The sequence below is a fragment of the Paenibacillus sp. SZ31 genome (assembly GCF_012912005.1).
Taxonomy (GTDB): Bacteria; Bacillota; Bacilli; order Paenibacillales; family Paenibacillaceae; genus Paenibacillus.
Map to the genome: position 1 here is coordinate 50,203 of NZ_JABBEA010000014.1, position 24,973 is coordinate 75,175.

General features: G+C 40.3%; 15 protein-coding genes and 1 other RNA gene. 14 read left to right on the forward strand and 2 right to left on the reverse strand.

All coding sequences use genetic code 11. The features are described from left to right. The first annotated feature begins 230 nt into the window (after positions 1–230). The 13 genes from smpB to HF638_RS22385 all read left to right on the forward strand — a co-directional run bounded on the left by smpB (position 231) and on the right by HF638_RS22385 (position 16,761). The gene (gene smpB / locus HF638_RS22325) at positions 231–713 is read left to right on the forward strand and encodes an SsrA-binding protein SmpB (RefSeq protein ID WP_062837738.1); all 483 of its coding nucleotides are present in this window, start codon (positions 231–233) and stop codon (positions 711–713) included. Between the two features lie 589 nt (positions 714–1,302). Beyond that, positions 1,303–1,667, forward strand: a transfer-messenger RNA (tmRNA) gene (ssrA, locus tag HF638_RS22330). A 263-nt stretch (positions 1,668–1,930) separates the two neighbouring features. Then, positions 1,931–3,943 (forward strand): type I restriction-modification system subunit M, encoded by a 2,013-nt coding sequence (locus HF638_RS22335; protein WP_169482118.1) that lies wholly within the window; start codon positions 1,931–1,933, stop codon positions 3,941–3,943. Beyond that, complete coding sequence (locus HF638_RS22340) at positions 3,940–5,265, forward strand: restriction endonuclease subunit S (protein ID WP_169482119.1); 1,326 nt, start codon at positions 3,940–3,942, stop codon at positions 5,263–5,265. Before HF638_RS22335 ends, HF638_RS22340 begins: the two co-directional genes overlap by 4 nt. Positions 5,266–5,271: 6 nt before the next feature. Then, a complete protein-coding gene (locus HF638_RS22345; protein WP_169482120.1) occupies positions 5,272–8,262 on the forward strand; it encodes a type I restriction endonuclease subunit R in 2,991 nt (996 codons plus the stop codon). A gap of 986 nt (positions 8,263–9,248) precedes the next feature. Next, positions 9,249–10,151, forward strand: a complete 903-nt coding sequence (locus HF638_RS22350; protein ID WP_169482121.1) for a hypothetical protein — start codon at positions 9,249–9,251, stop codon at positions 10,149–10,151. Positions 10,152–10,233: 82 nt separating this feature from the next. Next, positions 10,234–10,656 carry a hypothetical protein gene (locus HF638_RS22355; RefSeq protein ID WP_169482122.1) on the forward strand — a complete coding sequence of 141 codons (423 nt, stop codon included), beginning with the start codon at positions 10,234–10,236 and terminating at the stop codon, positions 10,654–10,656. A gap of 27 nt (positions 10,657–10,683) precedes the next feature. Beyond that, a complete protein-coding gene (locus tag HF638_RS22360; protein WP_169482123.1) occupies positions 10,684–11,034 on the forward strand; it encodes a hypothetical protein in 351 nt (116 codons plus the stop codon). Positions 11,035–11,699: 665 nt separating this feature from the next. Next, positions 11,700–12,341, forward strand: a complete 642-nt coding sequence (locus tag HF638_RS22365; protein ID WP_169482124.1) for a polysaccharide deacetylase family protein — start codon at positions 11,700–11,702, stop codon at positions 12,339–12,341. Positions 12,342–12,489: 148 nt separating this feature from the next. Continuing rightward, complete coding sequence (locus tag HF638_RS22370) at positions 12,490–13,743, forward strand: mechanosensitive ion channel family protein (protein ID WP_169482125.1); 1,254 nt, start codon at positions 12,490–12,492, stop codon at positions 13,741–13,743. Between the two features lie 102 nt (positions 13,744–13,845). Next, positions 13,846–14,199, forward strand: coding sequence for a hypothetical protein (locus HF638_RS22375; RefSeq protein ID WP_169482126.1), 354 nt, complete (start codon positions 13,846–13,848; stop codon positions 14,197–14,199). A gap of 15 nt (positions 14,200–14,214) precedes the next feature. After that, entirely contained in the window at positions 14,215–15,765 is a 1,551-nt protein-coding gene (locus tag HF638_RS22380) for an AraC family transcriptional regulator (protein ID WP_169482127.1), read from the forward strand. A 141-nt stretch (positions 15,766–15,906) separates the two neighbouring features. Next, positions 15,907–16,761 carry an aldo/keto reductase gene (locus HF638_RS22385; protein WP_169482128.1) on the forward strand — a complete coding sequence of 285 codons (855 nt, stop codon included), beginning with the start codon at positions 15,907–15,909 and terminating at the stop codon, positions 16,759–16,761. Between the two features lie 419 nt (positions 16,762–17,180). Here the strand turns inward: HF638_RS22385 and HF638_RS22390 are convergent, their stop codons facing one another. Further along, positions 17,181–20,351 (reverse strand): alpha-mannosidase, encoded by a 3,171-nt coding sequence (locus tag HF638_RS22390; RefSeq protein ID WP_169482129.1) that lies wholly within the window; start codon positions 20,349–20,351, stop codon positions 17,181–17,183. A 199-nt stretch (positions 20,352–20,550) separates the two neighbouring features. On the opposite strand from HF638_RS22390, the gene HF638_RS22395 reads away from it, so the two are divergent. Then, positions 20,551–21,492: an AraC family transcriptional regulator gene (locus HF638_RS22395; RefSeq protein ID WP_169482130.1), complete on the forward strand. Its 942-nt coding sequence runs from the start codon at positions 20,551–20,553 to the stop codon at positions 21,490–21,492. Between the two features lie 501 nt (positions 21,493–21,993). Here HF638_RS22395 and HF638_RS22400 read toward each other — a convergent pair. Then, on the reverse strand, positions 21,994–24,891 hold the full coding sequence (locus HF638_RS22400) for a COR domain-containing protein (protein WP_169482131.1): 2,898 nt from the start codon (positions 24,889–24,891) through the stop codon (positions 21,994–21,996). Between the last annotated feature and the right edge of the window lie 82 nt (positions 24,892–24,973).

A 24,973-nucleotide genomic window follows, 5' to 3' on the forward strand; every position in this document is an offset into this window, starting at 1 on the left:
CAATTAGTTCCTCCAAGTTAAGCTTTAGTGAGATAGTCACTTCGGTTGTGTGTTGTTTCGCACAGTCTGAAAGTGGTGTAATGAGAAGGGGCGGCAGAGGTCGCCTCTTTCTTGATTTTAACAGCCGTACTTGCTACAATTAAGGTCTGGCACGTGGTACCTATGTGCAACATTGGGTGCGCTGCAATAGAGCATGGTACCGGCTTATTTTACGGAGAAGGAGTGAGGACATGGGCAAGAATGATGGACAGAGTAAAGTGCTCGCACAGAATAAAAAGGCTTCCCATGACTACTTCATTGAAGATACGTATGAAGCGGGCATGGTGCTTACCGGAACGGAGATCAAATCTCTTCGCAACGGCCGTGCGAATATTGGTGATGCATTTGCCACGATTCGGAACGGTGAGATTCATATTCACAATATGCATATTAGTCCTTTTGAACAAGGAAACCGAAATAATCCACTTGATCCAACACGTACACGCAAGTTGCTGATGCATAAAGTGCAAATTCACAAGCTGCTCGGGCTGTCGAAACAGGACGGATACAGCATTGTGCCTTTGAAGATCTATATCCGCAACGGTTATGCGAAGCTTTTGCTCGGACTGGGTAAAGGTAAGAAACAGTTCGACAAACGCGAGACTGCAGCCAAGCGGGATGCACAACGTGATATTCAACGGGCAATGCGCGAGAAGCAGAAGGTTGCGCGTTAAGTGAAGCGTTGGGCGTGGAAAGCTGCATCTTAGGTGTAAGTTAGTTCTCGTGATGGAGCTAGGAAGAGTGTTGAACGAGTTAAGGAGTCTCAAGGTTTGTCCTGCAACGGGCAAGCCTGAGGCTTTTTTTATTTGTATTTGGGGAAGGTAATTTGATGTGAATAGCTGTAGTATGCAGTTGGCTGATTTTTGTTGTGTGTGATTAAGTAAATTGCTAGGAGCATGAAGCTAAGTGCGGTGAAAAATCTAATTTTTCAGCTGTTGCGTAGTTTGTCAGGGTAGTGGGTAAGATACTTAGGTACAGTTGTTCGTGATCCAATCTGGGTAAACTTTACTTCCGATTGGTGACGCGGTATAATATGTAGACGATTGAGCATGTTGTATTGGATAACCTTGCACACGTGCTCAGCCTGCTGGAATGTCTTCCAGCAATCTGTACTATATCGGTGATGTGTCCTATGTTATGATTACTCATGTAGCAGACAGGAATGCCGAGTTTGAAAGAAGCATCTTTTTACCTTGGAGGAAAAAGATGTGCAGCACCTTTGCTCCGTATTCACGGATTAATCCTGGAGCCCTTCTTCATTGAGGGGGCGTTTATGGATTCGACGGGGATAGTTCGAGCATGGGTAGCGGGTAGTGGGGACGCGTCCGCTTCATCAACGCTAAAGCCTATTAAACGGCAAACAACAAACAAACTACGCTTTCGCAGCCTAAGAAACTGTGTGCGTGCTTCTAACCTGCATCGCCCATGTGACAGGATTAGGGGCTAACAAGTAGTGGGATACGCTGTCACATCTCCGCCTGGGGTGTGCTGAAGAAGACAATCAGGCTGACCCAACGTATAGCCGGTTACGGGGCGATACTCGGGTGACATCAAAACTGTGACTACACCCGTAGAAGCTTATGTGTCGTTATCTTCGGACAGGGGTTCGACTCCCCTCGCCTCCATTCTAAAGATCCACACCTGAAAACAGGTGTGGATTTTTAATATGCACTTACGTCATGTTTTTTACTTCCTGCACGTAGGTGTCTTGGATTATCTTAATTATGGTTGCTAAAGCAGTTATAATTGTATTTAGTAGCGAAGTGTAAAGATCTATCAAAGCAGTTGGTTTTTATTGAGTTTTCTTTACATATAAATTTCTCAGTGTATTTCAATTTTAAATTCTTATTCTAAATATCGAAAACTTTTTTACCAATTAAGGAGATTACTTATGATCAACTTCCAGGATAAAGTAAGTTTCATTTGGTCGATCGCAGAGATCTTGCGTGGACCGTATAAACCAGAGGACTATGGTAAAATAGTCTTACCATTAGCAGTATTACGTCGATTTGACTGCGTATTAGAGAGCACCAAAGGGGAAGTATTAGCAAAGGCAGAGCAGTTTACTGGAATGAATGAAGATGCTCGTGAGCCGATTTTAAATCGTGTTTCAAAGCAAAACTTCCACAACACAAGTGAGTATGATTTTAACAAGTTATTAACAGATTCTGATAACATTGCTGATAACTTACGTGACTATATAAATGGTTTCTCAAAAGTGGCTCGTGATATTATGGATCACTTTGACTTTGATCGCCAAATCGATAAACTTGATCAAAACAACTTATTATACTTAACGATTAAACGCTTTAGTGAAATTGACTTACATCCAGAAACAGTTTCAAACATTGAGATGGGTTATGTATTTGAGGAACTAATTCGTCGTTTCAACGAGAATGCAGAAGCAGGGGATCACTACACACCACGTGAAGTAATTCGTTTGATGACGCATTTATTGTTCTTACATGATGACGCGAGTGTTTTAACGAAGCCAGGCTTAACACAAACGTTATATGACTGTGCAGCTGGTACAGGTGGCATGGGTTCTGTGGCACAAGAGTATTTACTGAGTCAAAATCCAACAGCACACTTGGAGTTCTTTGGTCAGGAAATCAATCCTGAATCATATGCAATTTGTAAAGCAGATTTGCTTATAAAGGGAGAAGACGCACGCAATATCCGTTTAGGAAATACGTTGTCAAACGATCAATTTCCACGTGATAAATTCGATTACTTAATTTCAAATCCCCCTTATGGAGTGGACTGGAAATCATATGAGAAGTCAATTAAAGAAGAACATGAGAAACAAGGTTTCGACGGTCGCTTCGGTCCTGGTACGCCTCGTACAAGTGACGGGCAACTATTATTTCTAATGCACTTATTATCAAAAATGAAGCCAGTCACAGCGGAAAACCCACAAGGCTCTCGTTTAGCGATTATTATGAACGGTTCACCATTATTTACAGGTGATGCGGGATCTGGCGAAAGCGAAATTCGTAAATATGTTCTTGAGAATGATTTAGTAGAAGGTATTGTGGCGCTACCGAACGATTTGTTCTACAACACAGGTATTGCAACGTACATTTGGATTTTAACGAACAATAAAGCACCTCTTCATAAAGGTAAAGTACGTTTAGTCAATGCCGTAGACTTCTCGAAAAAAATGAAAAAGTCGATGGGGAGTAAGCGTAACGAAATTACAGAAGAGCAAATAAGCGAGATTGTTTGTTTATACGGTGATGCACAGCCAAACGAGTACGTGAAGATCTTTGATAATGAAGACTTCGGCTACGCAAAAATTACAGTAGAACGTCCATTACGTTTAAACTTCCAAGTAAATGAAGAGCGTCTTGCACATGTAGTAGAGGAAAAAGTCTTTGCGAACTTAGCAACATCGAAGAAAAAAGGCGACGCAGGTCACTTTGAAATTGAAGAAGGCAAAAAGCTGCAAACGCAAATATTATATGTTTTACGCACGTTAGAAAATGACAAAGTATATAAAAATCGTGACGAGTTCACGAAAGTAGTAAAAGATGCATTGAAGCAAGCTGGTATTACTATCGGATCTCCATTGTTAAAAGCAATTTTAGCAGGGCTCTCTGAAAAGGATGAAACAGCAGATGTATGTATGAAAAATAAAACAGACATCGAGCCAGATACGGATTTACGTGATACTGAAAACGTGCCATTGAAAGAAAATATTTATGACTACTTTGCTCGTGAAGTATTATCTCACGTACATGATGCATGGATTGACGAGACAAAAACAAAAATTGGCTACGAAATTCCATTCACTCGCCAGTTCTATAAATACACAGCACTACGCAGCTCAGCTGAAATTATGGACGAGATTCGTGCGTTAGAAGCGGAGCTTGCTGAGCAGTTGAAGAAGGTGATGGGATGAGCAGAGAGTTAAATGATTCAGGAGTAGAATGGATAGGAATAGTACCAGCAAACTGGTCTGTAGAAAAAATCAAGTATACAACGTATGTTAAAGGTAGAATTGGTTGGCAAGGTTTAAAATCTGATGAATTTACCGATGAAGGACCTTATTTAGTTACAGGAACGAATTTTATTGGAAAAGGAATTGATTGGGGGAGTTGTCATCATATTTCAAAGGAGAGATATCATGAAGCCCCACCTATTCAACTTAAAGAAGATGATTTATTAATTACTAAAGATGGAACCATTGGTAAAATAGCTATTGTTAGAGATATGCCAGATAAAGCTATTTTAAATAGTGGCATTTTTGTAACGAGATCAGCTAAATATGAAGTTGATTTTATGTACTGGATGCTTAATTCTCAAGTCTTCGATAAATATATTAAATTCTTTGAAACAGGTTCAACAATTAAACATTTATATCAAGAAACATTTGAAAATTTTTCTTATCCTTTACCTACACGATTAGAGCAAAAAAAAATAAGTTTGTTTTTAAATCGTAAAATTAAACTAGTAGATGAAGTTATTAAAAATAAGGAAAACATGATGACACTTTTGGAAAAACAACGCCAATCAATCATCACAGAAGCTGTTACAAAAGGTTTAAATCCGAATGTGAAAATGAAAGATTCAGGTATTGAGTGGATTGGTGAGATTCCTGAGCATTGGGAGATAAGTAAGTTAAAATATCATGCTGTAAGAATTGGAGACGGTTTACACGGAACACCTGTATATGATGATCAAGGCGAGTACCATTTTATTAATGGGAATAATCTTGGTGATATATCTATTCGATTTAATGAAAAAACCAATAAAATTAATAAGGCTGAATTTATATCACATGGTCAGAAAATAGGTGGAAATACAATTTTGGTTTCCTTGAATGGTACCATAGGCAACGTATCTATTTATAATAATGAAAAAATCATGTTAAGTAAGAGTGCGGGATTTATTAATTTGAAAAATAATATTGAAACTTTATATGTTTACTATTGGTTGAAAAGTATACATGTAGAAAATTATTTTACTAAATCTTTTGCTGGCACTACGATTAAAAATCTATCCTTAGAGACTTTGAGAAATACTCCTATTTTAATTGTGCCTATTATTGAGCAACAACAGATTGCTAAATATCTTGTAGATAAACTAAAGGAAAATGATTCCTTGCTCGAAAAAGTAAAGATCCAAATCGAAAAATTAAAAGAATACCGCCAGTCCCTTATCTACGAAGCAGTAACCGGCAAAATCGATGTAAGTGAAATGGAACTCCATGAAGTGAGGTGAGTTTTGATGGCTGTGGATACTTCAGAAAAAGGTTTTGAAACGAATATTGAAATAGCATTAATTGCGAATGGCTATAAAAAGCGTGTGTTAGAAGGAGAAGGGAGTGCTGCTTTTAAGCAGCATGCTATCGACGTAGAAGAGCTATTTGCTTTTTTGGAGGATACGCAGGAAAAACGTATGCGTACGCTAGAGAAATCGTATGGTCCTTCTTATAAAGAAGAAGTTTTAAAACGTATTAAAGACCAGCTACATCGTCAAGGTTTGGTCGAATGCCTACGTAAAGGGATTAAAGACCGTGGTGTGACATTACAGCTTGCGTATAATAAGCCACCTACGGCTATGAATAAAACATTAAATGAGCAGTATGGGAAAAACCGCTTTAACGTTGCTCGCCAAGTGTATTACAGTGATAAGCATAGCAATAGCTTAGATATGGTGCTATTTTTAAACGGTTTGCCCCTTGTTGTAATGGAGCTAAAAAATCCATTAACAAATCAAACAGTTGAACATGCGATGAAACAGTTGAAGACTGACCGTGATCCACGTGAGCAACTGTTTAAGTTTAATGAGCGTGTTGCCGTTTATTTTGCTGTTGACCCAGATGAAGTATTTATGACGACAAAGCTTGATAAAGACAAAACATACTTCTTACCATTTAACAAAGGCAATAACGGTGGGAAGGGTAATCCGTTAAGTTACGGTGACAATTATCGTACACATTATTTATGGGAAGAAATTTTAACCCCGAATAGCTTACTCGACATATTATATCGCTTCATCTTTATTAAGAAGGACGACATTAAAGATTCAAACGGTGAAACGATTGGTGAGCGTCAAATGCTCATTTTTCCTCGTTTCCATCAACTAGATGTTGTACGTGAGTTAGAAGCAGATGTTGAACAAAAGCTTGTCGGTCATAATTATTTAATTCAGCACTCTGCGGGATCGGGCAAGACGAACTCAATTTCGTGGCTTGCACACCGTTTAGCGAAGCTACATAACGAGGACAATGAATCAATTTTTAGTAGTGTAATCGTTATTACCGATCGCCGAGTGCTCGATAAGCAATTGCAAGATGCGGTGTATCAGTTGGAACATAAAGCAGGGATGGTAGAGCCGATTGATAAAGATTCAGAACAATTAGTACGTGCTATTAATAATGAGACTCGTATTATTATAACGACGCTTCAAAAGTTCCCGTTTATTTTAGAAAAAGTAGCGGGCTTAGAGCGTAAAAAGTATGCGGTCATTATTGATGAGGCACACTCATCCCAAGGCGGTAAAGCTTCAACTGCGTTAACGAATGTGTTATCGGATAAAACGTTAGAAGCAGCTTATGAGGAAGACCGTATTGCGGAAGAGAACTTAGATGACGTGGACGAGAAAATCGTTGAAGCAATCATGAAAAGTGGTAAGCAAGATAACGTATCTTTCTTTGCATTTACGGCGACACCAAAGCCGAAGACATTAGAGAAATTTGGTACAGTTGGTGTAGATGGTAAGCCAGTAGCATTCCATGAGTACACAATGCGACAAGCAATTGAAGAAGGTTTTATTTTAGATGTGCTTGAAAACTATACGACCTATAAAACATTCTGGAAAATTGCAAAAACAGTAGACGATGACCCAGAGGTATCACAAAAACAAGCAACGAAAAAGTTAGCGCAATACGTATCACTACATCCGCATAGCATCGCACAAAAAACAGAAATTATTATCGAGCATTATCGTAATTTTGTACAGCGCAAAATTGGCGGTCGTGCAAAGGCAATGGTTGTAACAGCTAGCCGTTTACATGCAGTACGTTACAAATTGGCTTTCGATAAGTACATTAATGAAATGAACTACAATGATTTAAAAACAGTAGTCGCTTTCTCAGGTACGGTGAAAGATAGCGAGATTAATTATACCGAGCCAGAAATGAATCAGTTCTCTGAAAAAGAGTTACCTGAAAAATTCAACTCTGACGAATACAAAGTGCTACTTGTTGCGGAAAAATATCAAACTGGATTTGATGAACCACTGTTGCACACAATGTATGTAGACAAGCCATTAAGCGGTATTAAGGCGGTGCAAACACTATCTCGTTTAAATCGTACATGCCCTGGTAAAGACGATACATTCGTATTGGATTTTGTAAATGATCCAGAAGAAATGAAGGCATCTTTCCAGCCTTATTATGAATCGACAAGTCTATCAGAAATTACTGATCCAAATATCCTTTATGATATGCAGGCCGAGCTAGAGCTATATCAAGTGTTTACGGAAGAAGAAGTGCAAAGGGTGAATGAGCTTGAGGTAATAGGCGGTGCGAAGAAGTCTTCTAAGGCTCAAGCCGAGTTGAATGCGGTCCTCGATAAAGGTGTAGAGCGTTTTAAAAAGCTTTCGGTAGAAGAACAATTTACATTTAAACAAGCGGCTACGAAATTTACACGTACGTATGGCTTTATATTGCAAGTTGTAACATTTATCGATCTAGGTTTGCACAAGGAATATATTTATTTAACGTACTTTTTACGTAAATTACCACGTGGTCAAGGAGACAAAGACGTTTATTTGGCTGATGATGTAGCACTTGAATATTATCGTAATCAGAAAATGTTTGAAGGTAGCATTGTGCTTGAGAAAATAGGTGGCTACGACCTAGATCCTCAGAAACATGGTTCTAGTGGTGCAGCTGAGGATGAAATAGTTCGTTTATCGAGCGTGTTAGATAAGTTAAATGAGCGCTTCGGTACACAATTCACAGAAACGGATTTCCTTTCTCGCGAGCAAGTAAAAGAAGACATCTTAAATGATGAGGACCTTCGCCGAAGAGCAAAAAACAATACAAAAGAAAATTTTAAATTTGCCTTTGAAAAATCCTTTATGAATTTTGTTATTGACCGTATGAGCAGTAATCAAGAGTTTTTTATGAAGATATTGGAAAATAATGAATTCAAAACTGTGATTATGGAAGATATGATGAATGAAGTTTATATGGAAGTAAACGGTTGATGAAATCATCCATTTAAGGACACTTAACTAGGTGGAAAAAAATAAAAGAGTTACTTTTACGGTTTTCTCAAATAAGATATAATGCAATTATTGACTTACGGAAAATAATTTATTTAATTCTAGTATTTAACTTTTATAAACACTTATGTTTTTTTTACAGATATATCTTGAGGGGTTACTACTCATATCGGAAACTCTTAAGATACCCTCTTTGGAAAAGCTATATTGCGGTCGTAAATCAATCGCATTCGTATGTTGATCTGCAAAATATCACTATATTTAGGATGTTGCTACGTTCGGTTCAAAGACGAAGGGAGTTTCTTTTGAAGGAGGAGGTTGCACTCTACCTCCTCGAGTTATCTAAACATTAACTGTCGGCGAATTGTGGTTTTGATTAGCCACGGTTCGCCTCCATCAGTAGTATCAGTGAGACCGCCTATTTAGGCGGTCTTTCTTTGTAATATGCATGTGCTTACAAAAGTTTTATTTATAGGGATATTTAGAGATAAATTCTACGAGCTATTTGATACGTTAGTGGCGATCTGCAAAAATGGTTGACGAACAATGATTTGCTGCATAATACAACATTGAATTGATTTTTTTAAATTACCCAGCAGGTTTATTGTTGCAAAAAAAATTATGAATAACTTAACAGAAAAACAAGCTAATCAGAATTATGATATTAGCCTGTAAAAGAGCTGATCAAATTAATTTTTATGCTTAGACCGTATAAGATATGTAGTTATATGAACTCAGGAACTCAAATTTTCAATTGTAGAATTAGACACATTTCTTAATTTTATTTTGTGCTCCAGCAATCTTTGGGATATGATAAGAAAAGAGACTTTCCATTTTGATAACAATTATCTCGTAAAGAAATGCTGTTTCGGATTGCTCGTATTAGCAGTAATTCATGTTAAGCATGAGAAATGTAACAGGTTCTTGGACATGCAACTAACAATCTAGTAATGGCTATGGAGGAGTAAATGATAAAATTAAATTATTACATAGAGATTGCATTCTATAAGTGGTTAGTAAATAAAAAAGCTAATATAAATATTTTTGAAAACGAGCAAGAGACAGATATATGGATTGAAAAATATTTATACGAAAATACCAAAAAATGGGGAATTAGGTTATTTTTAAAGTTATTTCAGGATTATACCTTGTATGAGTTTAGGGATTTTGAGGAGTTGGATTTAGGAAAACAATTTCGAATTTTTTGCTCAGGTGAGTCATCTTTAAGATATGTAATTCCTGAGAGCATTGACAAGCAAGTTCGTCTACAGCCTTGCTTAAGTGGGTTTGTGAATTATTTAAAAGAAGTGGGTGTTTACCAGCAAATAAATACTACTTTATTAGATATTGCGGCAACTGCTTATAAAGAAAATTTAAGTTTAGAATGGTGGTTCAAACAATCAGTTAGTTTTGCCAGCGAGGATATAGCTAGAGAATTGGATAAATATCAAGGTAATACATTGACATACAGTTTGTTCCAAGATTATGTTTTATGGATACAAAATAAGAAAAATAGATATGACTATTTAATAGGTGAAGTACATAGCTTCAGTTTTAATGACAGAAGAAATAACCTTAAAAATATGGTGTCTACAGATAGAATTGAAAATTTTATATGGAATAATGACAACACTGTGTTCCATTCATACAAAGAAGTATTGGGGAAAGACCATATTTTATTAGAATTTATGCATTACTTAGAGCATTCGAAACTAGATATTAATAACAATATAGCACTGCCTCTTCTATTAAAACGTGTTGAGAGTTTTTGTCATGAATATGGTAAAGAACACAAAAAAGTTTTAATGAATTTCGCTAAAAATTTTAAGAAAAAAGAAGGTTTTATCTCGCGTATTTCAATTGTTTTATAAAGAGCAAGGAAAAAACTTCTCGATTGAACGATTGCATGTTCCTAAGTTACATGGAATATTGTTGTTTCCAAGGTATAGTAAAATGTCGCGTTTTTTGGATGAGTATTTAGAAGATATTCATCATATGACAGGTGATACTATGGACATCTATTACACTGAAGATGATATTAAGAATAATTCCTCGTGCTATCAAAAAGTTAAAAAACTAGTTTACATGAACGGTAGTAACACTAAGTTCCCGGCATTGCTTGTATGGGAGAGATTTGGTGGAGATGTTAAAATTATTGTTTTAAAAGGTTTGACTCACCAAGAAATATTCGATGTGATTGAATTTTTGAAAAATGAGATCCATAAAAAATCTATCCCTGACGGCTTACAATCAACAAATGATTTCATTGACGGTATATTGAAAAGTAAGGGGGCTGGGAAAAAAACTATATATGAAATTCGTGATAGTCAGATTGGGTCTGTTGGGGATAATTCTTCATCGACTAACTCGTTTTAATTTTAAGATAATAAAGGAGGGACAGTGATGGGGAAGTATGAAATAAATAACAGCCAAATTGGATTGGTTGGGGACAATTCAAGATCAGATAATAACAATTACATAATGAATGTAAACGTTAGTGAGGATGAGCTAAATCAAATCGTTAAAGAACTCAATGATATTGAAGAAAAATTATTAAATACATTGGATAGGGATGGAAGACAGGAAAGGTTACTTATTGATATTCAAGAAATTAAAATGATATCAAAACAAGGTAATTCTAAATTAGTTTTAGAGAAGATAAGGTCTAGAGCCTCTCAACTTTTCTATGATTTCTCTACTGGTGTAGGTTCTGGTATTGTCGCTAGTATGATTTATTCAATATTGAATCGTTAAAACTGTGACTACCCCCGTAGAAGCTTATGTGTCGTTATCTTCGGAAAGGGGTTCGACTTCCCTCACCTCAAATCCACAACTTGTAGCTTAAAGATGACGTGACTCCATATTTTCCTTGTATACGAGTACCTTTTCTTCGTAATTACCAATCACCTTCTTGATTTCAAGAAGGTTACGTCTAGAGATGTGGTCCTTAAGTCAGAAAGCAGTTGTTGCAGATATTCTTCTGTAATGACTGCTTTTTCTTTTACCTAATGGGCTTCTAACAACTTCGTTTCCAGTTCAACCTTTTGCTGCTCTAATGCCCCTGAATTTCAAGAATGATAGGCTTATTAAACCACTAGCTACTACATTTAGAATGTTCTCGTTCTGAAATTCTACATCTACTAAACTTTTGGACAGGTGCCGTTTTGAATAGTAAGAGATACAGGGGGAGTTAGTTTGAGGAATACTCGAAAAAACAGTAGTGACTGAGTGGCTTGTTTATGTGACTCATTGCAAATTTTAATAAGTATGCCTCCAGACAGAAGAGCATGATCGCAGGTGCGATCAAAGGTTAGATTAGAGAGCAGGTGAAGTTGTGATTTCTTGACTAGACCGCGGCGTATAGACATGGAATAATAAGGGGGATGTAGCCAGTCAATTGCAGAGAGGGGTCATTATTTATGGTCAATATCGCGATGGTAGAGCAGGAGTCTGTTCGGGAAAAGGTTGTGGCGTTCACGTTTGATGATGGGCCGCATCCGGTGTACACACCTCAAGTGCTTGAGATATTCCGCCGTGCGGGTGGGCAGGCAACGTTTTTCATGATTGGCCAAGAGATGGAGGCTCACCCGGAGATTGCGGCAGAGGTGCACCGGGAAGGGCATGAGATCGCCAACCATACGTACACGCATCCGAACCTGACCAAGTTGACGCTGGAGGAAGCCAGGGAGGAGCTGCAACGCGCAGAAAATCTTGTCCAAGAAGTCACGGGGCAACCTGCCCGCAGCTTCCGACCGCCCTATTTTGGAGTAAATGATGATATACTGTCTCTGGCGGCGGAGAGCGGATATCGCACGATTAGTGCGGTCAACGGTGATGCGAGAGATTGGGACAATCCCGGCGTTGAGCACATTCTGGAGCATACCCGGTCTGCGGTGAAACCCGGCAGCGTGCTCATATTCCATGACGGATACGGGGATCGTTCCCAGACGGCGGAGGCGGTTCGTGTGTTGGTGGATGAGCTGGTCGCGGATGGGTACCGTTTGGTGACAGTAAGTGAGTTGCTGGACATTTCTCGTGAGCATGATGAAAAGACGACATAATCAAGTGGGCCCATCATTCTTTGAATGAAAGGGTCTTTTTTTAATATATATAATGCAAAGGAAGAACGGAGCGGAAGCACAAACTTTGCTTACCACCCTAATCTACTTTATAATAATAGGCTAAACTAGACTGCGTTAGGAGGAAACAATGGACTTTATCAGAAATCAACTAGAGGGAATGGGCATGAGTGAGCCATCCATTGGATATCTTTCGAATATAATTATGGTTATTTTTATAGCGGTGATCTCGGTGGTGGCGAATTTTATAGCCAAAAAGATTGTGCTGAAGACGATTAACCACATCGTTAACAACAATCGGTACAAGTGGGGCAACATCATTGTGGAGAAAAAATTATTCCATAAACTGTCGCATCTCGTGCCGGCGATTATCATCTATTATTCTGCTTATATTTTTCCACCCTATCAGGCCCTGATTGAAAAGGCTGCGATGACGTACATGATCGTTATCATGATTACGGTACTCAACGCACTGTTGAATGTCTTCGATGATATCTATCGTTCCTATGAAGTCTCCAAGATTCGACCAATTAAGAGTTACATTCAGGTCGCTAAAATCTTCCTGTTCATTATAGGTGGGATTATCGTCATCTCGAACATGATCGGACAGAATCCGTTGATCATTCTAAGTGGACTTGGTGCGTTATCGGCTGTACTTATGCTGGTTTTCAAGGATTCCATATTAGGTCTGGTAGCCGGCGTTCAACTATCTTCGAATGATATGGTACGCGTCGGTGACTGGATCGAGATGCCAAAGTATAATGCGGACGGCGACGTCATCGATATTACATTGAACACAGTGAAAGTGATGAATTTTGATAAAACCATTACGATGATTCCAAGCTACGCCCTCATTTCGGACTCGTTCCGGAACTGGAGAGGCATGCAGGTCTCTGGTGGCAGACGTATTAAGCGAAGTGTCTATATCGATATCAGCAGTATCCGTTTTTGTACCGAGGAAATGGTCGCGGAATTTGAGAAGATTCATTATCTGAACGATTATGTCTCAGCCAAATTGAAGGAAATTCAAGCATACAACATGGAGCACCAGGTGAATACGGAAAGCAATGTGAATGGAAGACAGCTCACCAATGTGGGAGTATTCCGAGAATATATCCATCAGTATTTGAGAAATCATCCGAAAATCAATAAAGATATGACGATGATTGTGAGACAACTAGCACCGGAAGATCGCGGACTACCCCTTGAAATCTACGCATTCAGCAATGATATTAACTGGGGTGTGTATGAGAATGTGCAAGCAGATATCTTTGACCACATTTTTGCGGTTGCGCAAACCTTTGGGCTGCGTGCATTCCAGAATCCAACCGGGCATGATATTGTGCAACTGAAAGAGGATAAACAATTTGCACGAGAGTATTAGGTTTTTTTTCAATTCATAAGCCGTTAACCCATCTGGGTTGATGGCTTTTTGTCTGTGATATAATAGGCATATTTTAAGAACGATGAAGTAGGGGGAACGTGAATGGATTGGGAAGCCCATATCGAACGGTGGAGCCGAACTGCCGTTAGATTGCTGGATATTCGGCATTATCGTGCAGAGCATGGAACGGTTCCTTATCATTATGCGGCGCATACCAACTTTTTCTTGATCACTACTCATGGAGAGGCTAGGGTAAGTATATCGGGCAAGGTCTACCAGACCCGTTCACCTTACATATTACATGGGGGAGCAGATTCTGAGCTGAGTATTGTGCCGCTGGATCAGGACTTTGCCTGCTATCTGATTTTATATACAGCAGAGTGTGCATCGCCTGAAGATTGGGAGAGCTTCCAGATGACGTATGCGTTTGCTCCGTATGCAGTACTCCCTGTCTAGGAAAAGTGTGAAGCTATGAACCGTTTGTGGCAAGAGCCCACTCCTATAGACAAACTACAGGCGCAGTCGATCTTTCTTCCATTGGTGTACGAGATTATGCAGCAACAGATCCAGACATCGACCAAAAAGGAAAGCGTCAGGCCCAACATCGTCACTGAGGCAATCCTCTATATTCACGATCACTATAGCGAGCCTATTACAGCCGAGGAACTAGCTAAGAGATACCATTGCAGCGCCAGCTATTTATCCCGTTTGTTCAAAAACCAGATTGGACTAGGACCCATTGAATATCTCATTCATGTGCGCGTTCACAGATCAAAGAATTACCTTCTAAGATCTGAGGCTCGTATCCAGGAAATCGCGAGCAACGTAGGTTATGCAGATGTGTATTATTTCAGTCGCTTGTTCAAAAAGCATACCGGATTATCGCCACTTCAGTTTCGTGCGGAACATCGGCAACAGATTCAGGTTCAGTATAATCCATTACGCGGGTTAGAATCGTCTATTGTAACCCCTGACTCCGATTCTCATAATGAGAATGAGACTTATTATCAACGGATTGGGGAAGGGGAAACATCCATGTTTAGATTTTCACGACCGGCCTTTGGAGCGATGATGTTATTATGTACATCCTTGCTTCTAAGTGCATGCCAGACAAGCAGTACTCCAGGAGCAACGGCTTCCCAGCCAGCTTCATCAGATACGAATACTGCTGTAACTACAGACAGCGCAGCTGCGGAAACGCGGATGTATAAACATTTGAAAGGCGAAACCGAGATCCCTGTCAATCCACAGCGAATCGTCAGCTTCTATCACATGGGTGAGATGATGGCGCTTGGGGTGAAGCCGGTTGGCACAACGACATTTATTTTAAATAATCCACTCATAAGTGATACTTCCGGTATTTCAGATGTGGGTGTTCCGCCAGATGCCGAGAAAATTCTGTCACTGGAGCCAGATCTGATCGTGACAACGGCAACATTTGCGGAGGCTGTGGAAGGCGGGTATGATGCACTGAGTCAGATCGCTCCAACCATTGTTGTCGAGCAGTACAACGACCCGATTAAAGATGTGGAGATGTTTGGTGATATTCTTGGGAAGCAAGAAGAAGCGCGGTTATGGAACGAGAAATTCAAGGCCAAAATCACGGAGTACAAAGAGAAAATTAGCCCTTATGTAGGTGTCGATGAGACGTTCTCCATACTAAACGTGCGTCCAGATGCACTTTTTGTATACGGGGATACCAATATGGGAGGCAATATCATCTACAAGTATCTCGGGTTGAAGCCAACCGCCAAGGTAGAGACAGACGTGATCAAAGGTGAGACGTGGGAAATTTCTTCTGAGGTAATACCTGACTTTATTGGTGACCGGTTATTCCTTGCTGTGAATGACGGGGCGGAGGATAAACTCAAGGATGTACAGAAACTGATTGAGCAATCGCCAGCAGGGAAAGCGAATAAGGTCTACAATATTGATTTTGACGAGTTTCTGCTCAGTGACCCCATTTCGGTAGAGCAGCAGCTGGACATCATTGTTGATATACTGGTCGGAAACAAGAACTAGAACGTCCAATACCCTGTGGTCTCTCTTATGCCAAATTGATTCAAGCCCACTGGGAGGGGTAGAATAACGAGAGGATGATCAATTTCTAACAGTCTAATCTCGGATCGAAAATCCAACCTTTTGGCAAAGGAGAGTTCTCACATGAAGCATCACATTCCGGAATATACATTGAACGATGGCTTGAAAGTACCCGCAATTGGATTTGGTACCTATAGTTTAAAAGGTGAAGAAGGCGTTAAATCGATCGCATCTGCGATGGATGCGGGTTATCGATTAATTGATACGGCATATAACTATGAGAATGAGGCAACAGTGGGCAAAGCAATCAAGCAGAGCTCCGTCGCCAGAGAAGAGCTGTTGATTTCCTCGAAGCTACCAGGGCGCTATCACACTCATGATAAAGCACTTGTGGCAATCCAGGAATCCCTGTATAGAGCCGACCTGGATTATTACGACCTCTACCTGATTCACTGGCCTAATCCCAAAAAGGATGTGTATGTGGAGGCATGGCAGGCTCTAATTGAAGCGAAAAAACGCGGATATATCCGATCCATCGGAGTGAGCAATTTCCTGCCCGAGCACAATGAACGCCTCATTAAGGAGACGGGGGTAGCACCGAGTCTGAATCAGATTGAGCTGCATCCGTTTTTTGACCAAGCCGATCAGCGGGAACAGGATAAGAAACATGGCATTGTGAACGAGTCCTGGAGTCCAATCGGACGTGGCAATGATGCCGTGCAGGATATCGTCAAAGACGAAAAAATCCTCCGCGTCGCGGAAACTCATGGGAAAACACCTACCCAAATCATCTTGCGCTGGCATATCCAGCTAGGCTCTATTCCAATTCCGAAAGCCAGCTCGCTTCAGCATCAGCAAGAAAATATCGATATTTTCGACTTTGAGCTGACTGCGCAGGAGATGGAGGTTATCTCTTCATTCAGCCGTCCAGATGGACGATTGTGGGATCAGGACCCGAGTGAGTACGAAGAATTTTAAGGATGACATATCCACTGGCTAAGTTGGGTTGCTGTATAATCTATCATCTGTGATCAGAAACCCCTGTGAATAAACATGGCACAGCCTGCTGGCTCTACCGATGTTATTCCGGGGGTGTTTTGTATTTCTAGGGAAAGAGGATATATTAGTTTAATTAATGATTTACACGGTAACGGAGAGGACAGAAAAATCCTGAAAAAGCGAAGCGTGCGCCTTTATCCCCAGATTCCCCCTTGAGAAATAATCAAAAAATCTGGGGGTAACAGCGATTGGAAGGATGTTCTGTCATCGTAGTATCAGTGTGAATAATTTTTAGTTGAACTTATATAGTCACAAAGAAAAAGAGTGCCCTTGTCAGTAATGACAAGAAGCACCCATAATATGAACGGCTATGCTACATACTTACCCGTATGTGCCCGCTACGCTCTCGGAATCCGGAAGGTTAGAATCTCATACGGTTTGATATCAAAAGAAATTCGGCCGTTGTCCACGATGCATTCTGCCTCGTTATTTTCCAACAGATCACAGGCATATGCTTTATCACCTGACCCCCCAGCGAATTGAAGGGAAGCCCGACAGCGGCGGCCATGTGCTTCGTAGACCCGGATGATCATATCATTGTTGTTCTCGGCTTTTTTGATAACCTCTAACACGACATTCTCCTGATCAACCGATGCGAGTGACCACACCCCAGGCAACGTTCCGGTTTGCGATGCAATCTCACGAGCAACCAAAGGACGATTGATATCGTAAGCAGCTTGGATGACACGTCCCTCACGGAAGTCTCCTTTGTGCGGATAGAGGGAGTATGTGAAGACATGCTGTTCTTTGTCGGCGTTCTCATTGGGATACGTAGCGCTCTTGATCAGCGACAGACGCATCACGGAGTTATGAATATCATATCCGTATTTGCAGTCGTTCAACAGAGCAGCGCCGTACCCGTTCTCCGCCAGATCGGCCCACTTCTGTCCGCATACTTCAAACCGAGCTTGATCCCAGCTTGTATTACGGTGGGTAGCACGCTCCACGTTGCCGTACTGGATTTCATAGACCGCTTTTTCACTCCAGATATCTAGCGGGAAAGCGGCTTTCAACAACAGATGCTCCTGCTTCCAGTCCACAAATGTACGGAAATCAATCCGGCGCGTGTTCGCGTAGAAGATGATCGTCTGTTCAATGACAGAGTCTAAGAACTGTCGCTTCACTTGCAACACGGAACGCACAGGCCCGCTTTCAACCCACTCCAGCGACTGTAGGTCGTTAATCTCCCACATATGCTGTTCATAATAATCGTCAATGTTCCACGCTTCGTATTCCGCAGGTCGATCCTCGAACACTTGCAGCACGTTACCGCGCTTGCCAGACTGAAGCAGCTCACGGCCTTCCAGCTTGTCCCAAACCGCTATGAACTCGGCAGATTCATTCAGGTGGATATCATACCAAGGTGTATGGATGAGACGTTGTTCCGATTCCCACTGTGCAACCGATACGCCCGCGATAAGCTCGTCTGTCAGATCCGGTGTGATTCGGAAGGACTTATATCCAGATGCAGGCACGTTCTCTGCAAGGAACACGAGTCCGCCTTCGGGAGTACGCTGGCTCGCTACAGGCCGATCACCATCATAGACCGTCACTTTTTTCGCAAAAGAAGGCAGTTCAACCACATCCGTCCGCTCGAATCCGGTCGTGTTGAATACAACAATGGCTTCGCCATCAGATGTAATTCGGCTCGCAATGCCGTTCAGCGCGCTGTTCTTCAGTTCATCCGTGACATGAATGACCTCTTCATATTGCTCTTTGGAATCCACATAGACCTGCTCAATGGAGCTACCGGGAAGAATATCATGGAACTGGTTCAGCATCGTCAGCTTCCAAGCATGCTCCAGTGCATCGGTCGGGTAGACCGCCTGTGCATTCGCCTGACGATGAATCATGGCATACAGCTCGGCATCCGCCAGTGCAAATTCACTATGACGATTATACCGTTTGTTGCGAGCCATGGACGTGTAAGTCCCCCGGTGGTATTCCAGATATAGCTCTCCTGACCAGCGCGGAACGGAACGAACATCGTCCAGATTCTGTTCCAGCTTCTCGAAGAACTCGCGTACAAAAGTACGTTTCACGTCCGGTACGCCTGGTAATCCTTTTTCAAGCCGTCTGCCATGCTCCAGCATCTCCTCCGTTGGACCGCCTCCTCCGTCGCCGAAGCCGTAGCACTGTAACACATCTGCATTGATGTTTTTGTTCTGGTATCGCTGCCATGTGCCTTTGACTTGGGATGCATTGAATCGTCCATTGTAGGTCGTTTCGAAACGCCGTTGCCTGAAATCCGGATGCTTGTCATAGTCTGTCGCTGTGATGAAATGGGTTAAAACTTCAGAACCGTCAATGCCTCTCCAGTACATCGTGTCGTTCGGAATCTGGTTCGTATCGTTCCAGGCAATTTTGGTTGTCATAAAATAATCAATGCCGCTCTTGCGCATAATCTGCGGCATCGCTGCACTATAACCAAATACATCCGGCAGCCAGAGCACACGGTTCTCCACACCGAATTCTTCCTTGAAGAAACGTTTGCCGTAGATAATCTGACGGATCATGGATTCACCCGAAATCAGGTTGCAGTCGGCTTCCAGCCACATTGAACCTTCCGCTTCCCAGCGTCCTTCGGCTACCTTTTCCTTGATTTTCTCATAGAGAGACGGGTAGTCTGCTTTCAGGTACGCATATAACTGCGGTTGCGAGGACATGAAAGTATACTCCGGGAACTTATCCATCAAGTAGAGTACACTCGCGAAGCTCCGAATGACCTTCTCCCGAGTTTGGTCCAGTGTCCATAGCCATGCCACATCAATATGGGTATGACCGATGCAGTGAACGGTGGGGATGTGGTCACCCGCAGGGCGAGTTTCACCGTAGATATGTTTTTGCATATATAGGCGGGCTTCCAGCACCGATGCATGAAAAGCAGTACTATTTTCCTGACGCAAATCCAGTAGATTTACCGCCCGATTCAGATGTTCAATCAGCTTCAACCGCTCCAGGTCATCCTCACGCAGTAGATCCGCGGCATCGAGTGCAGCCTTAAGATCGTAATATAAATCCGTGACAGGCTGATGATGCTCAGCTATATATACATTGAGAAAGACATCCGCTGCCGAAGTACTACAGTACGCATATAGTGCCAGTTCGAATTCTTCACCTTTTACCGCAGCAGGTGTCAGGTCGATTTCCGTATGGTTCACGTCCAGACCGCAGATCAGTTCCCCATTGAGGAATGCCAGAAATTGCGGGTTATCATAGTTCCAGATGTCATCAGCACCAGTGACGATGGTACAAACGACTTTTTTTCCTTCCATATGATCCGGGATGCGAATCTTGGTTTTGAAGCAGCTGTGTACATCTTTACCACCCCAACCATCACCCTTACGAAACACGTTCCAAGAGGAAGGGTCCTCATGAACCAGTTCCCAGGAGTGGTAACCACTCTCTTTATGATAAAGCTCCGGTATATATGTCTTTGAGGTCAGTCGTGCACGTTCCAAGTGTTTCACAATGGTATGGATTCGAGTATACAAGGAATTCATTTTCATGTTGGTTTCCCACCTTGGTTTGTAGTAAGTACAGGCTGTAGCCGTTGTTGGAACGAAAATAATGCAAGCGCTAACATATCAACTTTATCATACCAAAAGAGAAATGGGCGAAACTATGTATTGTATGCTGAAAATAACGTCTTTTTATTGCATTTCATGCTAAAATAAACTCATTAGAATCGGGATAGGGGGCATGTCCATGACACCATCGGTTTTGGCATACGAGCAGGGATATGCGATCCATGTGAACGAGCCTGGAGATTCACTTTTTTATCATCTGGATTATGATGAACGCTCCCACGAACTGAATATGGAGTTTCAGCATTTCCACGATTTCTATGAGATCTGTATTCTTCTGGATCGCACGGCTGCACATATCATTGAAGGCAGTTTGTACGAGATTCAGCCGTATGATATCGTTCTGCTGCGGCCTTCCTTACTACATAAAACGCAATATCCCAAGGGAGTGCCACCCAAACGGTTGATGATTACCTTTGCCATGCCACGCAATACAACCGGTCTTGAGAACGGTTACACAGAACTGTTTTCGATCTTTGATGAACCAATCCCGATATTCCGATTTACAGAAGAACGGCGTCAGGCGGTATTAGCTCCTTTAAACGAAATCTTTGCTCTATCACAAAATCCCTCCGTAATTCATTCGGTTGCAATTCATAGTAAATTCGTTGAGTTTCTCTGTACAATCCATCGATACTCAGCGGAGAATAGCTACGTTCGTGAAGAGACAGGTTCGTCTATGTCGCAGCGGATGTATGCCATTGCATCGTATATTCACAGCCATTATCAGAACGAGTTGTCCCTTGAGGAGATCTCCAAACGGTTTTTCGTGAGTGCCCATCATCTATCCCGTCAATTCAACAGAGTCACAGGCTTTACATTTACCGAGTATATTCAGATGACCCGAATTCGCAACGCCCAACAAATGCTCCTAAACTCTAACCAAAAAATCACTGATATTGCGGCACAGTGCGGCTTCGCCAGCTTTTCTCAATTCAATCGCATCTTCAATAAACTGAATGGCATGTCACCAAGTGCATATCGCCGAAGCAGACAATCGCAGAGCGAGCGGGAAGTGATGCGTGTGGGTGAGAGACCCGAGTCACTTGGGTACCTAGAGTGAGAGAGGAGAGGAGAGTGATGGACAGAAAAGAAGACGATGTGATGATAAGGAGAACTGCATTGATTTTAAAGGATAAAATGTAAGTTATTGAATTAAATACTGAATGATTCAATCATCACAGGTTATTGCGCACACACAAAACAGACATGCAAAATTCGCATGTCTATATGTACCATTGTATCCTAATGGGCAGGGCTCTCTATCTCATTCGAGTCTACCCATGGTTGTGGTTAGAGCTTAATATAACAGGGCTAATCATTTTCCCTATCTCTTAGCTTTGAAGCTACTTTAGCTCATTACTCAAGCCTGATAGTCTCTAATCTACTAATAAAAATCCTCGTCTGATAGTGCTGTTAATTAATGAAGCATTGCAGACGCAGTTCCGATAAATAAATAGGAATACTTGCTACACCCTGTCAACCGGCCGTTACCAACCATGGGAATTCCCTCATCCATCCCCCTTATTTCAACTGCGAATTCTATCTTTGTAATTCATTTGACTTAGTTACTATCACCATTCTTATTTTTATTCAAAAATAGTTTAGGTACAACAGGGAGACCGCACCACTCAGCAATTGAATTATATTTGTCTGCTATATCCTGAGCAATTGATGTGCCATACTTAATGTTTTTTATAGTTTTTCCAAGTAGCGACTCTTCATCTTGTACTTCTTGCATAAAACGATTAAACTTTTTAAGTCCTCCTGACCTGATAATTTCTTCCTTGGACATTGCACTATTTAACTGAGTTATCCCTTTCTCTAATTTATCGAATTCATTAGCTAATTCTGGCTCCTTAGCGGTTACCTCTTCCTTCATATCAAGTAAATCACCCTGTAGAGCGTCAATAACGTTCTTAATTTCTATAGTAATTGTTGTAGTATTCTTATTAGTATTAATATTTTTAGACTCGCTGTTGCTGTTATTATTGTTGTGGTTTTCATTATTAATTGTGTTATTTAATATAATGTGAGGTGTTTTATCCATAAATAACTCTCTTTCTTTTTGTCTATTTGTAAATGATTCAATTCCATCCAGAAGATTAGAAACTGACACCCTTAACATTGATTTATCACATACCGCCTCTTCGTGTCCATGTTCTTCATACCTTAGTAGCATTTTATAATCAAATTTATGATCACAATCAACATCACAATTACATTGAATCTTTTCAATTAATTTCAATTTTTTGATGCTTTTATGAATTTCATCGAAAAATGAGCGTATGCGTAGAAGTAATTCTCGATTTTGTCTTTTGTTCGTACCCGAAATATGAACTTCGATTCGTTTATTTGAGACATTATCGAATAATCTAATCTTTCCAACAGAACCATTGTAATTTAAATAGGCCCCCTTCTTCCAACATAGCCTATTACCTTCACTATCATTAAGTAGATAATTGTGAGCTTTTACAATGAATCGAGTCATCACACCAGCAGGAAGAAATTCGTATTCGTATTGAAAGGTAAGGCAAGTTTCATCACTAAACTCAATCTCTTTTAACTGAATCTCTTCATTTTCCATTAGTTCAGGAATAAGGAATGTCTTATTTCTTTCTACTTCAAAAGATAGTTGGAAATTCTCCATTAGCCTTAGAATGAGTGAGTATCTATCCTCTGGATAAATGTTTTTGTTTTTCCATATTTCTGGGAGGTCGTCTATGTACAACATTCCATTACGATCTTGTAATAAATCATCCTCAGCATCTAATACTTTATAAACAGCATCTGTTCCCCAATCAGGACTTAAGATAACATAATCCTTTAGTAAAACATCGGTTTGGAAGTGCAGTATAATTCCTAAGTCGTGCAAATACTGACTTAAACTTTTTGCTTCACTTTCTTTGACGTCATACTGATAGCATATTTTTTGGTATTCTGCGTATGTTATTAGATCCTGTGAATTTGACAATTCTTCAAGATGTTTGCGGATCTTGATCCAAGATGATAACCAAACTATATTCGTTAAAGGAAGTTTAACCGACTCTTCTTTAATTGTTTTCTCTAAATCATATATACCTATTCCGCTACTGCAACTTACTTTATAAGCATCAACAATTTGAGGATATTTATCTTGTAGGCTTTTTAGATCTACTTGTTTAATATTCTTACGTTCATCACATTTGTTGATTACCAGTAAGATTGGGCTTTCTCCAGCAAATGATTCAACTGTATTGAGCCAGTAATCGATACGCCCATATTCATCTTCTTGTCTTGCATCCCAAACTAGTATATACATTGATCTATTTGTCAAAAAGAACTGGTGAGTTGAATGATAGATCTCCTGTCCACCGAAATCCCATACATTCAATTTGTAGTCCTGACCATCAATAGGAAAGTTCCATTGTTCAATATCAATACCCTCAGTAGATTCAATTACTTCTGACATGCTAAAGCTGTTATATATCAATCGACGTAACAAAGAACTTTTCCCTACTCCTCCTTGACCAACAATAAGCATCTTAGATTCATTCAATTTTAATTTGTTCGGATCTTCTTGATATCTTATGATATAGTTTACAACGTCAAAAGCAGGTTGGTTTAATATTTCTGGGGGTATGATATCTTCGAATATTGTTCCCTTAATATCAAGCTTCTTTATGTTAATAAGATTTTTAATAGTCTTTGGGAAGCTCTGTATCTTACTTTCAGTGAGGTAAATTCGCTCCAATTTTGTAAGCGTACCTATTTGTTCAGGCAACTCTGTTATTTGAGATTTAGTAAGTATTAGAGAAGTTAGATTACATAGTTTGGATATATCTGGAGGGAGTTGTTTTATTTTTGGAGAAATACTCAACTCCTTTAAATTAGTAAGGTCTAAAATCACCTCGGGAAATTCATCAATATCAGTACTATGAAAATATATTGCTGATAATTTTTCCAACTTCCTTAATCTAGCGGGGAAACCCTTTATATTACACCAACCTATATTTAATTCTTCTAGGTGTTCAAAGCATAAAATCTCCTCGGGAAAAGAATCGAATGCTGTAGAATGTAAATCAATGTATTTTAACCCAGACAGTTTATCAAATCTCGAAGGAAAGCTACAAATAGGGTTTCCTGAAATATCTATACTTTCCAGATTAACAAGTTCACATATTTCATCAGGTAACACTTTAAGTGTATTGTTTAATCCATCTGGAAAAAATCCGAAACTGCTAATAGATAGACTCTTCAGTGATTTAATTTCCCCAATTTCTTTTGGTATTTCATTAATACCAGCACCAGTTAAGTTTATACTCTCCCATTGTTCCTCAGCAGCCTGTTTGAAGATGGTAATCAGATTTTTAGTCGAAAGTTTCATACCAATAGGAGGCTGAAAATGATCTATTGGATTTTTTACTTTTTGTATAATACTCTCCCACGTACTATTTTCAATAGAAGTATCATTCACATTCATTAAACAGCTCACCTTTCTTTATCTACTCCCAATAGTATACAATTTTCTAAGCACTAAACACTATATTTTCTACAAATATATT